8 protein-coding genes and 1 CRISPR repeat array are annotated in these 11,561 nt (G+C 53.9%); of the genes, 5 read left to right on the top strand and 3 right to left on the bottom strand.

What is annotated here, in order from left to right; translation table 11 throughout:
• Positions 1–42 precede the first annotated feature (42 nt).
• A complete protein-coding gene (locus ACZ5ER_RS07715) occupies positions 43–516 on the top strand; it encodes a DUF192 domain-containing protein (protein WP_050003376.1) in 474 nt (157 codons plus the stop codon).
• On the opposite strand, the gene ACZ5ER_RS07710 is transcribed toward ACZ5ER_RS07715, so the two are convergent.
• From ACZ5ER_RS07710 to ACZ5ER_RS07700, 3 genes are all read right to left on the bottom strand, one after another.
• Positions 513–860 carry a 6-pyruvoyl trahydropterin synthase family protein gene (locus ACZ5ER_RS07710; RefSeq protein WP_050003965.1) on the bottom strand — a complete coding sequence of 116 codons (348 nt, stop codon included), beginning with the start codon at positions 858–860 and terminating at the stop codon, positions 513–515. The two genes, ACZ5ER_RS07715 and ACZ5ER_RS07710, sit on opposite strands and share 4 nt — an antisense overlap.
• Positions 861–909: 49 nt before the next feature.
• Positions 910–2,631: direct repeats of the CRISPR family, unit length 30 nt; unit sequence CTTTCAATTCTCCTAGAGTCTTATTGCAAC.
• Positions 2,632–3,087: 456 nt separating this feature from the next.
• Positions 3,088–3,648 carry a Maf-like protein gene (locus tag ACZ5ER_RS07705; RefSeq protein WP_464934160.1) on the bottom strand — a complete coding sequence of 187 codons (561 nt, stop codon included), beginning with the start codon at positions 3,646–3,648 and terminating at the stop codon, positions 3,088–3,090.
• Positions 3,649–3,818: 170 nt separating this feature from the next.
• Entirely contained in the window at positions 3,819–7,409 is a 3,591-nt protein-coding gene (locus tag ACZ5ER_RS07700) for an LAGLIDADG family homing endonuclease (RefSeq protein ID WP_050003374.1), read from the bottom strand.
• A gap of 69 nt (positions 7,410–7,478) precedes the next feature.
• Here ACZ5ER_RS07700 and minD point away from each other — a divergent pair, with 69 nt between their 5' ends.
• The 4 genes from minD (at position 7,479) to ACZ5ER_RS07680 (ending at position 11,543) form a co-directional block, all read left to right on the top strand.
• Positions 7,479–8,216, top strand: coding sequence for a cell division ATPase MinD (minD, locus tag ACZ5ER_RS07695; RefSeq protein WP_050003373.1), 738 nt, complete (start codon positions 7,479–7,481; stop codon positions 8,214–8,216).
• Complete coding sequence (locus tag ACZ5ER_RS07690) at positions 8,213–8,953, top strand: ATP/GTP-binding protein (protein ID WP_464934159.1); 741 nt, start codon at positions 8,213–8,215, stop codon at positions 8,951–8,953. Before minD ends, ACZ5ER_RS07690 begins: the two co-directional genes overlap by 4 nt.
• Before the next feature lie 96 nt (positions 8,954–9,049).
• On the top strand, positions 9,050–10,489 hold the full coding sequence (locus ACZ5ER_RS07685; RefSeq protein ID WP_464934158.1) for an asparagine synthase-related protein: 1,440 nt from the start codon (positions 9,050–9,052) through the stop codon (positions 10,487–10,489).
• 22 nt (positions 10,490–10,511) lie between these two features.
• Positions 10,512–11,543: a glycosyltransferase family 4 protein gene (locus ACZ5ER_RS07680; RefSeq protein WP_050003370.1), complete on the top strand. Its 1,032-nt coding sequence runs from the start codon at positions 10,512–10,514 to the stop codon at positions 11,541–11,543.
• Positions 11,544–11,561 lie beyond the last annotated feature (18 nt).

The raw sequence follows: 11,561 nt of genomic DNA, 5'->3' as shown, positions 1-11,561 counted from the left end.
CTACCAACAAGGCTTATTAAGCCAAGTTATGAACACAGAAACATGATAATCAACGAAACGAAGGGACGAGTCTGGCAGGGGCACGTTGAAGTTGCTGACACATTCCTCAAGCGGTTTAGGGGGCTGATGCTTGTGGGCAATGTGAACTACGCCCTCGTTTTTGTGCTCCCGGTCGAGAGCAGGCTTAACGCCTCAATTCACATGTTCTTCATGCTGAGCGACATAGACGTAGTCTGGCTGGACTCCACGAAGCGGGTGGTGGACTTCAGAAGGGCGAGGAAGTGGCGCGTATATGCACCGAAGGCACCTGCCAGGTATATAATCGAGGGCCCGGTGGGGCTGATAAAAGCGCTCGACGTGGAGGAAGGCGACCTGATAAGCTGGACCCCCAGCGAGGAGAAGAGGGGGGCAATCCCCGTAAGGCTGTCCCTGCCCGACGGCATCTCGTTTGAGAAGGGCACCAATGGGGTGGCGCTCGTTGAGAGCGTCAAGGAGGTAAAGGCAGAGAAGCCTTAAAACTCCAGCTCGACCCCGTTTTCGTCCCCTTCCCAGAGAACCAGCCTTCTGAGCTCGACACCTTGGGGGAGCCTCTTTTTAACCTCCTCCGCTATCCACAGGGCGACGTTCTCGGTCGTGGGGTTTTCAAAGATGGTGTTCAGGTTCCGGTGGTCAAGCTTACCGACTATTTCACCCACGATGCGCCTGAGTTCGAGGAAGTCAATGACGTAGCCGTTCCTCATGGGGCCCTCGACTGCGACCTCAAGTATGAATGTGTGCCCGTGAATTTCTTCGGGTTCTCCATTAATAACAACCGCGTGCGCTGATTCAAACTTGAAGCGTTCTACCACCCTAGCTTTCATTCCGACCACCAGAGGGAAAAGGCCGCCCCTGCTGATAAGGGTTTTCCTCCTTTCAATTCTCCTAGAGTCTTATTGCAACTTGCAACCAGGGCCAGATGGCCGGCCTGAGCGAGGACGAGATAACTTTCAATTCTCCTAGAGTCTTATTGCAACCCTTTATAGTTACTACCGTAAACCTGTCTGAGTACGTCTTTCAATTCTCCTAGAGTCTTATTGCAACGACGACAAAACCCTCGCCGTGTCGCTCCCGAAGAACAGGACTTTCAATTCTCCTAGAGTCTTATTGCAACGCACTCTGGCAAGACGGTGACCGGGCCGTACGTCGCTTTCAATTCTCCTAGAGTCTTATTGCAACATGTTTTTTGTTGATTACACGTTAGACAAAATAAGGACTTTCAATTCTCCTAGAGTCTTATTGCAACGCTTGGGCCGTGTCGTCGTAGGTAACCGAGCCGATGTCTTTCAATTCTCCTAGAGTCTTATTGCAACCACTTCTTCTTGCCGTCTATGAGCGCCTCGATGTCCTCTTTCAATTCTCCTAGAGTCTTATTGCAACCCAGTTCACCGCGCCGGGCCTGCGGAGCGTGTTGCTTTCAATTCTCCTAGAGTCTTATTGCAACCTGCAACGGCGACGAGGCGTGCATCAACAAGTGCGCCGCTTTCAATTCTCCTAGAGTCTTATTGCAACTATTAGAATTTCCATAGCCCTGCGAGCGAGGTAGAACCTTTCAATTCTCCTAGAGTCTTATTGCAACTCCGGGAGCTTAACGCTGGTTGTTACCCTGCCATCTTCCCTTTCAATTCTCCTAGAGTCTTATTGCAACAGGGTAGATGCCCCGCATCCAGCTCCTGAAGAGCTGGTCTTCTTTCAATTCTCCTAGAGTCTTATTGCAACCCAGATTGCGACGACAATTGTCCAGGGCCAGATGGCCTTTCAATTCTCCTAGAGTCTTATTGCAACGCGCTCGTCCTCGCTCTCTATCCTTAGCCAGCGCTCAACTTTCAATTCTCCTAGAGTCTTATTGCAACTTTTCCGTCTCGACGATGCCGAGTTCCTCGACGAGGCTTTCAATTCTCCTAGAGTCTTATTGCAACCACGTCAAGGGCTTTGAGCGCCCTCCTTGCCTTCCGCGTTGCACTTTCAATTCTCCTAGAGTCTTATTGCAACGAATCACTTCGTCTGGGACCTTCGGGGGACGGCCCTTCTTTCAATTCTCCTAGAGTCTTATTGCAACGAGCGCTGAAGTTGCCAGCATGCTGAGCCAAAGCTCCACTTTCAATTCTCCTAGAGTCTTATTGCAACGCTCCACAACAGTCCATGGGTTCGGCCCAACAACAAACTTTCAATTCTCCTAGAGTCTTATTGCAACTCAACACTATCAACACGGTTTACATAGTTTACATTCCCTTTCAATTCTCCTAGAGTCTTATTGCAACGCGCTGGCAATTATGAGCTCCGCCTCGTTCCTTCTGCTTTCAATTCTCCTAGAGTCTTATTGCAACACTTCAAGAAAAAAGAGCGCAGGTATCCGCTAATGGCTTTCAATTCTCCTAGAGTCTTATTGCAACCGGAATCTGCTCAAGCTCCGAAAGCGCAAAATCTCTCTTTCAATTCTCCTAGAGTCTTATTGCAACGTGGTGCCCTGGCTTTAGAAACTCGGGCTTCTCATACACTTTCAATTCTCCTAGAGTCTTATTGCAACATGGTTAAGGTAAGAAACATTTTCGGAGACGTCTATTCCTTTCAATTCTCCTAGAGTCTTATTGCAACAGGGCGGAAAATCCGCCCATTCGTCCAGCAGAGACCTATAAACACTCAGATATTTAAGCTTTTCTGGAGACCCCTGCAAAAGCAGAGGGGAGGCACTCTGAATTCGGGCCTTGAGAAGTTCCCCTGTGCACCGCTGGGGCCATCTTGTCGTTTCTTTTCCTACATGGGTGAAAACCTCTCAGTGATTTCCGGAGAAAAGATAACACCCCAATTCAAAATTTTAGCCGTTTAGTTGCTCGAAACTCAAAAAGATTCAATTTAAGCAGGGTTTTAGACTAAAGCCCTACCAGAACAGCCCCGTTCAGAATTCCAGAGAATTTTCGTTACAAAATCCAAGCTAAGTTGTGACAATTTGTGATGTTCTTAGACCCACGAAAATCGATTTCCAGGAGCCTTATGTCGTCGAAACGGATAAAACATGGTCCAATAAAGCAGAAAATTCAAATCAAAGGGAGCTCATCGTGATAGAACGTCAAAACCTAGCTCCCTGAGCTTCCATATTATCTCCATCGGGAAGCCTACGACGTTGTAGTAGTCGCCCCTAATCCACTCGACGAAGAGGCCGGCCTTTCCCTGAATCCCGTAGGCCCCGGCCTTGTCCATCGGCTCGCCGGTTCTTAGGTAGGCCCATATCAGCTCATCGTCCAGCTCGCGGAACTTGACTTCGGTCGTGACCGAGCCAGTTATCTCCTCTCCCTCGCGGACTATGCAGTAGCCGGTCGTGACGGAGTGAACCCTCCCGCTGAGAAGTCTGAGCATCTCGTAGGCTTCCTGCTCGTCCCGCGGCTTGCCGAGTATATGGCCGTCAATGCTGACGACCGTGTCGGCACCGATGACCGTGCCGCCGACGCGCGAGTAGACCTCCCGCGCCTTCTTCCTGGCGAGCTCGACGGCGCACTCCTCCGGAACCGTGCTGGAGCACTCTTCCTCGATGTTGCTCGGAACCACGTGGAAGTCCGTAATGAAACGCGACAGTATCTCCCTCCTTCTCGGCGATGCAGAGGCAAGAACCAGCATCAGACCACCCCCAAACGTTAAAAGGAAAGGGCCCAACTGAGAGGGGCGATGACGACAATTTCGCTAGCTGACCAGTGATGAGTACTCTCGCAACCGAGCCTGGCAGTCCTCTTTTATATTCCAGTCCCTCAGATTCTTGCTGGGGAAAGTGGATATAAGAAAGGGAAAGCTCAGGTGCTCGCCCATATCGGTATGCCCGCATCGATGAGCCTCTTGAGCTCCTTCCCTATCGGCGTGCTCTTGCTGACCTTGACGAGGCCCTTCTTGCTCGGCGTTGCCGTGAAGACGTACTGCTCACCGCCGTAGAACTTGAGGGGCTTCTTCGCGTAGTCCGGCGAGACCCTCAGGACTATCGTTTTCTTCTTTTCCTCGACCTCGACGGGTATCTTCTCCTTGGGCTTCTCGGCTTCCCTCTCGGTGAAGCTCTTGACGTCTATGCTTATGCCTATCCTCTTTTCCAGCTCGGTTATGCGCTTGCCCTTCTTGCCGATGATTGCCGGAATGTCGAACTCGTCCGCGTAGATTACCGCCTTGTGCGGGCTGACTATCTCGACCTCGGTGTAGACGTCGGGCAGGAACTTCTTAATCTCCTGCTTGAGCCTCTTCTCGGCGAGTCTCAATGCCGGAGCCTTCTCCTCCTTCTTGACCGGGACGACGCTTACCTCTTCACCGTAGGTGTAGATCTCGTACTCCAGCTCGCCGGTCTCGAAGTCGCGAACCTCTATGACTGGCCTCGCCAAATCCTCCTCCTTCATTCCGCTCGGAACCTTGACGAGGTACTCAAGGGTCAGAACCTTTGCAACCCTTCCGGCCTTGATGAAGAGCACTGTATCTACTATCTGGGGTATCATTCCGAGCTCGACCCTTCCGATGAAGCGCTGTATGGCGTCAATCGGCTTCGTCGCGTGGACGACACCGACCATTCCAACTCCGGCCAGGCGGAGGTCGGCGTATATCTTGAAGTCGCTGGTCTTCCTCATCTCGTCGAATATCGTGTAGTCCGGCCTGACGAGGAGCAGTATGTCACCAGTTAGCTCCATCTTGCCGCTTAAAGCCGTGTACTGCGTTATCTCCTCGCTGACCTGCAGGTCTCTCGGCTTCTCCATAGTCTTCACTATCTTGCCCATGCTCGCGTACCACTCGGCCAAAGCCTGGGCGAAGGTCGAGTTGTGAACCAACACTGGAGTATTGCCAGCAATGAAGTTGTGGTTGGGAACGGTTATGTCATATACCTCGAACTCGCCCTCAACCACCGCGATTTCCTTGACCCTGTCCCAGAATATGTTCTCATCAAGCATGAGACGCAGGTGGGCGAGATACTCCTCTATGAACTCGGCCTTGGTGTAGTAATCCTCCACGGCCTTTTCGATGAGCTCCTTTAGTGTTGTAACTCTAACCTCTGCTCCCGAAAGGAACAGACTCAGCATCGGCTGAGACATTACGCCGTACGTCGAACGCCCTATCCTGTCAAAGATGCGAGCGAGCAATACCCTGACGTTATCGCTAAGTGATACCCACATTTTTGCCTCCCGTTCGAGCAGGCCTGTCTCTCTGTGGAACGCACTTACCAACTTAGCTATCGTTGAGGGCATTGGCGTTCTTTTGCCCTCCAGCCACAGCTTTGGCCCCTCCGGGTCAATTCCATTCCGTATGTAGAACTCTCTGGATACGCGAGAACTGATGAACTCAACGATTTCCCTCCAGCGGTTCAGCTCGTTCATATAATCTATGAGGCTCTTAGCGTCTCTCTCAACTCCAACGTAGTCCCTGTAAATCTGGAGGTATTCCTGGTAAATCCTTCTGAGCCTATCAGGGGAATACGAATTCTTGAGCGGGTTCTTAACTGGTCTCCTGAGAAGAAGTCCAAGCGTCTTTATGGTTTCCCCCGCTGGAATCGTGCCTGCGTTGGGATTCGCCTTAATATAGAAATGCCTTTCAAAGCCCTTAACCCTGAATCGGGGCCTAACGATTTCGTAAAACTTCCTGATGTCTTCTGAATTCTTAATGAGCACCCTGTAGTAAGTGCGTCCATTAATCATCTTCTCGGAGACTATCGAAGGAATTCCAAGGCGCAGGAGAAGATAATGAATCCCGTGGGCAAAATCCCTACTTGCGGTGGCTATCTCAAGCTCCTTACCGATGTAGCCGTCCCCCTCAAAAACCCCCTTGAGGAAGGCAGCTATTCTCCTCTCGTCCGCTCTGAGAACAAGTTTGGGAACCTTTATTGTTTTTGCCTTTTCTCTCTCGGGATAGCCAAGAGCCCTCAAGAGCTTTTCTATAGTCTTCGAGTTCCTAACGCGCAATCTTCCGGGTGAGACAAAGTAGAATTCCTCCTCGCTCACGTTAAACAGGGACTTCACAAGTCCCTTGAAGTGCTCCACAAGTTCCTCATCGAAGTTGTTGAATTCAAAGACACTCCCAGAGCCCTCAGCCCACATCATGCCGAGAAACTCGAAGAACTCCTCGTTGAGCTTGATAAATGGGGGTATCTCCCGAGAACTCCTGTGGTTTCTTCCCCTGTAAAACACTCCAACGGTCCCCTCTGGGATAGCCTTGTCTATGGGGACAGCGCTTCCGTCCTTGAGTCTCGCAAAGAAGCCCTCTCCAACCAGTTCGCCAACCCAAAGCTTCTCTGGAAGGTCAGACTTCACGGCGATTTTTCTTGGAACAGCTATCGGAGAGCCCACCTCAAGGTTGCCTGCATCCTCCCACACGACGAAGCCGTTCTTTATCGTTAAGACTGGGTGATTTGGACTGAGTGTTATCTCCCTTCCGGTAGAGGTTTTCAGCTTGATTAACCTTGTTTCTTTCCTCTTGTGGACTTTGGCAACTTCCTGAACATCAACCTTGTTGTGAGATAGCGTTATGACTCTCGTTCCGGGTTTAAGACTTGAAATTGGTACAAAAGTTCCATCTGCCAACAGAACTGGAGTTTCAGGGGGCAAACACTTACCCTCTCCAGGCGCTCCGGCGATGAGTATCCCCTCCGCCTTGTCCTTGAGCCTCTCAAGGAGCCTCTCGCTGAGCTCGTAGTCATCTATGCTGAGCTTCTTGACCGGCCTCACCGCGGTTATCTCTATCCTGTCCGCGAAGGGGGGTTTGGCTATGACGATACGGTAGTTCCTGAGCTGAACGACGGTAGCTCCTGGTTCGTCGAGTTCTATGAAGCTGTCGGGTTCTCTCTTCGCCCTCTCCACTATGTCGTCGGCTATCTCCTCCAGCTCCTCGTCGGTGAGCGGTTCGTCGCGTATCGGGACAAGCCTCCACTCACCGGGCTTTCCTTTCTTGGCGAGGGGTTTAACTCCGGCCTTGAGGTGGACGCTCATCGTGGTCTCGTCAAAGAAGTCCTCAAGGCGGTGCTTCACCCCGCGCTTGGCGGTCAGGTATATCACGTCTATGCCCTTGGCTATCGCGATGTCGCGCTGAACCTGGTCGCCGGTTATGAGGGTCGCGTTGAGCTCCCTGGCGGTCTCGCGCACCATGTGGTCTATCTCGCCGGCTTTAGCCCTCCTAATCTGCCAGAGCTCCGGCCTCTCGCCGTAGAACTCCAGCAGGATTTTGCCGCCCTCTGCCATCTCGCGGAGCTTCTTGAGCTCCTCAAGGCCGGTGTGGCCTATCGCCTTTCCTTCATTAGCCTGGTGCTCAATCTCGGCCACGACCGCTTCGGGAACCACTACCTTGACCTTCTCGTCAAGGGTTGAGAGGAACTGGGTCAGCCTGCCATCAACTATCACGCTCGTATCTGGAACGAACACTCTCATCTCTCTCACCGGTTTTCGGTGAGGCTAAAGGTTCATAAAGGTTTAGGCCAACATCAAATGGGTGAAAGAATGGGCCGGCTAATCTCCATCGCGAGCGGGAAGGGAGGAACCGGCAAAACGACGACCGCCGCGAACCTCTCAATAGCATTGGGTAAAATGGGTTACAAGGTACTGGCAATCGACGCTGACCTGACTATGGCAAACCTGAGCCTTGTCATGGGGATAGACGATGCTGAGAAGACTATTCACGACGTCCTGGCCGGCACGGCCGAGATTAAGGACGCGATATACACCACGAGGTTTGAGAACGTCCACCTCGTTCCCGGTGCCGTTGACTGGGAGCACGTCCTGAGGGCAGACCCTAGGGGGTTGCCCGGCGTGATAAAGCCCCTCAAACCTTACTTCGACTTCATCATAATTGACTGCCCCGCCGGCCTCCAGATGGACGCGATGAACGCGATGATGAGCGGAGAAGAAGTAATCCTCGTAACGAACCCGGAAATCTCGTGCATCACCGACACTATGAAGGTGGGGATAGTCCTTAAAAAGGCCGGCCTGGCAGTTCTGGGCTTCGTCCTTAACCGCTACGGCAGGAGCGACAACGACATACCCCCCGACGTTGCAGAGGAGGTCATGGAGGTCCCGCTCCTCGTCGTCGTCCCGGAAGACCCCAAAGTTAGAGAAGCGACCCTTGAAGGTATCCCCGTTGTTGAATACGCCCCTGACTCGGACGGTGCAAAGGCCTTCTATGAACTGGCTGAGACCGTCGTGAGGATAGCCGGCTTCAAGGCGAGGGTGATGGGATGATTCTGGCGTTTATAGGCACCGCGGGGAGCGGAAAGACAACGCTGACGGCCGAGTTCGGGAAGTACCTTGAGGAGAACGGATACTCCGTGGCCTACGTCAATCTGGACACGGGCGTCAAAAAGCTGCCTTACGCTCCTGACGTTGATGTCCGCGAGGACGTGACCGCCTGGGAGCTGATGGAAGAGGGGCTCGGCCCGAACGGGGCGATAGTGAAGAGCTACGACCTGCTGATTCCAAAGGTCAGCAACTGTGCGGACAAAATAAGGGAGCTCGACGGGAAGAACGACTACGTGCTGATAGACACGCCCGGCCAGATGGAGACCTTCCTCTTCCACGAGTTCGGAGTAAGACTCATGGAGGCATTCCCCGACGCCCTCGGCGTCTACCTCTTCTCGCCCGAGATACTGAGGAAGCCGACGGACTTCTGCTCCGCGCGGTTCTTCGGCCTCATGATTGACCTCAGGCTCGGTATAACCACCGTCCCCGCTTTGAGCAAGGTGGACACTGCCAACGTTGACGAGCTGAGAAAGTACCTCGACGACATTGAGTACCTGACCGCGAGGCTAAAGCTGGAGCCGTCCACCCAGGGCCTGCTCGCCTACAAGCTTTGCTCGGTTCTTCCGGAGCTGGCCCCGCCAACGAGGGTTCTCTATCTCTCGGCGAAGACCCGTGAGGGCTTCGATGAGCTTGAGACAGTAGCGTATGAGCATTACTGCACCTGCGGAGATTTAACGTGAACAATCATTCAAAGTTCCGCCAGGTTTCTGCAAACTTTCTCAAGTGGGAAGGGCTAAGGCTTTTTTCCTCGCCAGAGAAAAGGTTTTGGTGAGAGCATGTGCCTTATTGCGGGAGGAATCGGGGAGATTAGGGGAAGGCTCATCAAGATGGCGCTGGCAGGTAAACACCGCGGGCCTGAGAGCTTCGGTGTCTGGACCGACGAGGGGGTTCTCAAGTCTAACGACTTCTCAAGGCTAGGTGGGATTCCTGGAGGGAGAATAGGCGTCCTCCAGTGCCGGCTGGCGATGACCGGCTCCAAGGAGTTCACCCAGCCCTTTGTAAACGAACTTGCCCTCGTCCACAACGGCGAAATTTACAACCACTCTCAGATTAGGGCGTTCCTTGAGGGGAAGGGGGTCTCATTTGAGAGCGACGTTGATACCGAGGTAATCCTCAGGCTCATCGAGTTCCTGAGGGATGGGGGGCTGAGCGTCCCCCAGGCAGTCAGAAACGCAATGCGCTGGCTTGAAGGAGACTATGCCGTCGCTTTCTCGGACGGCGAGAGGATTTACCTCTTCCGCGACCCGATGGGGGTAAGGCCGCTCTACTTCTCGCCAAACGGGTTCTTTGCCAGCGAGAAGAAAGTCCTCTGGGCAATCGGGGAAAAGGCAGTTCCAGTCGAGCCGGGCGAACTCGTTGTTCTTGGCGACGGGGTCAGCCGGGCGAGGGTCTTCTCCCTTGAAGAGCTCAGGGGAAGATACCACCCCGAGGGGAGCCTTCTTAAGGGCCTTGGAAACGTGCTTGAGCACGCGGTCAGGCTCAGGGGCGCCGAGAAGACGGGCGTTCTGTTCTCCGGTGGTCTCGACAGCACCCTCGTAGCTTACTTAGCTTCGAGACACTCGGACGTCATACTTTACACCGCCGGGACTGAGGACAGCCCCGACCTTGAGTGGGCGAGGAAGGTCTCAGACCACTTTGGCTGGGAGCTGAGGGAGAGGATTTTTACCCTCGACGACGTCAGGGAAGCCGTGAAAAGGGTAATCTTCGCAATCGAAGAGCCGAACCCGATGAACCTGGCCATTGGACTGCCCATCTACTTCGCCACCGAGCTCGCGGGTAGGGAGGGGACGAAGGTTCTCCTGAGCGGACAGGGTGCGGACGAGCTGTTCGGCGGCTACGCGAAGTACCTGGACAGACCTGAGCTCATGTGGGACGACATCCTCAACATGGCGGAGCGGAACCTTGCGAGGGACGACAAGATAACAATGCTAAACGGTGTCGAGGGAAGGCTCCCGTTCCTTGCTCTGCCCGTGGTTGCCCTCGCGCTCAGGACTCCAATGGGGCTTAAAATCTCCGGGGACGAGCGGAAAGTTATCCTGAGAAAGCTCGCGCTGAAGCTCGGAATCCCGGAGTGGGTAGCGAAGAGGGAGAAAAAAGCGGCCCAGTACGGCAGCAGGGCCCAGAAGCTCCTCGAAAAACTCGCAAAAGAGGGAGGGCTGTCCCTGAGGGAGTTTGCCGAGAAGCTGTTCCGCGAGGCGTTTCCAAACGCTTTTTAACCTTCCTTTCCAATTCCCGGACATGCGCGTTATAATGGTCGGCCACTACCCGCCCCACGGCGGGGGCGTTGCGAGGCATCTCGACAACCTGGTGAGGGAGCTTAGGGAGAGGGGACACGAAGTCCACGTCCTGACATACGGCCCCGTGAAGCCGAGGGACTTTGAGAGGGAGTTCGTGCACCAGGTCAGAGTGCCCCCGGTTTATGGATTCCGAGGGACGAGCTTCGCCTTTCTTGGGGCGAGGAAACTTGTCAGGCTCCACCGGAAGTTTAATTTCGACATCATACACGCCCATTTCGTCGGGACAACGAGCTTCGCCGGCGCCCTTGCCAGGGAGAGGCTGAACATCCCGTTCGTTGTAACAACCCACGGGAGCGACCTTGAACACACCGCGAAGCTGGCGCTCGGGAGGCTCTACGTCAGAAAGAGCCTTGAAAAGGCGGACGCGGTTGTGGCCGTCAGCCACTACCTGGCGAAGCTCGCCGAGAGGCTGGGGGCGGGGGAGGTCAGGGTAATCCCAAACGGCGTCGAGAAAATGGAAGAAGTCCCCGCAAAAAGGCGCTACATCACGTTTATCGGCGCCCTGCGGGAGTACAAGTCCCCGGAGACCTTCATCGAGCTCGCGAGACACTTTCCGGGGGAAGAGTTCCTCGTGGCTGGGGACGGCCCCCTAAGGGCTAGGCTCGAAAAGGACGCACCCCATAACGTCCGCTTCCTCGGCTATCGGAGGGACATCAACAGAATTCTGTCCGAGAGCAGACTGCTCGTCCTCCCCTCGAAGAGAGAAGGCTTCGGCCTCGTAATCCTGGAGGCAACTTCCCTTGGAGTTCCTGCCATCGGAAGGCGCGTGAGTGCAATTCCGGAGCTCATAAGGGATGGTAAAAACGGACTGACGTTCGAGAGCTTTGATGAGCTCGTTGATGCTGTGAGGAAAATGCTCGAACCCAAGAGAAACCGGAAGGCTGGGTGGATAGGAAGGCACGTCGCCGGGCTCTACTCGTGGAAAAGGGTTGCCCGGGAAGTTGAAAGCCTTTACAAGTCCCTCACGGGATAGGTTTTTAACAACTTTTTC

The organism is Thermococcus marinus, from assembly GCF_055389025.1.
This window is presented reverse-complemented; position numbering and strand designations above follow the sequence as displayed.

Coding starts and splice junctions, on each gene's coding strand:
- ACZ5ER_RS07710 (WP_050003965.1), bottom strand. CDS start 860: ATGAAAGCTAGGGTGGTAGAACGCTTCAAGTTTGAATCAGCGCACGCG.
- ACZ5ER_RS07705 (WP_464934160.1), bottom strand. CDS start 3,648: ATGCTGGTTCTTGCCTCTGCATCGCCGAGAAGGAGGGAGATACTGTCG.
- ACZ5ER_RS07700 (WP_050003374.1), bottom strand. CDS start 7,409: ATGAGAGTGTTCGTTCCAGATACGAGCGTGATAGTTGATGGCAGGCTG.
- ACZ5ER_RS07680 (WP_050003370.1), top strand. CDS start 10,512: ATGCGCGTTATAATGGTCGGCCACTACCCGCCCCACGGCGGGGGCGTT.
- minD (WP_050003373.1), top strand. CDS start 7,479: ATGGGCCGGCTAATCTCCATCGCGAGCGGGAAGGGAGGAACCGGCAAA.
- ACZ5ER_RS07715 (WP_050003376.1), top strand. CDS start 43: ATGATAATCAACGAAACGAAGGGACGAGTCTGGCAGGGGCACGTTGAA.
- ACZ5ER_RS07690 (WP_464934159.1), top strand. CDS start 8,213: ATGATTCTGGCGTTTATAGGCACCGCGGGGAGCGGAAAGACAACGCTG.
- ACZ5ER_RS07685 (WP_464934158.1), top strand. CDS start 9,050: ATGTGCCTTATTGCGGGAGGAATCGGGGAGATTAGGGGAAGGCTCATC.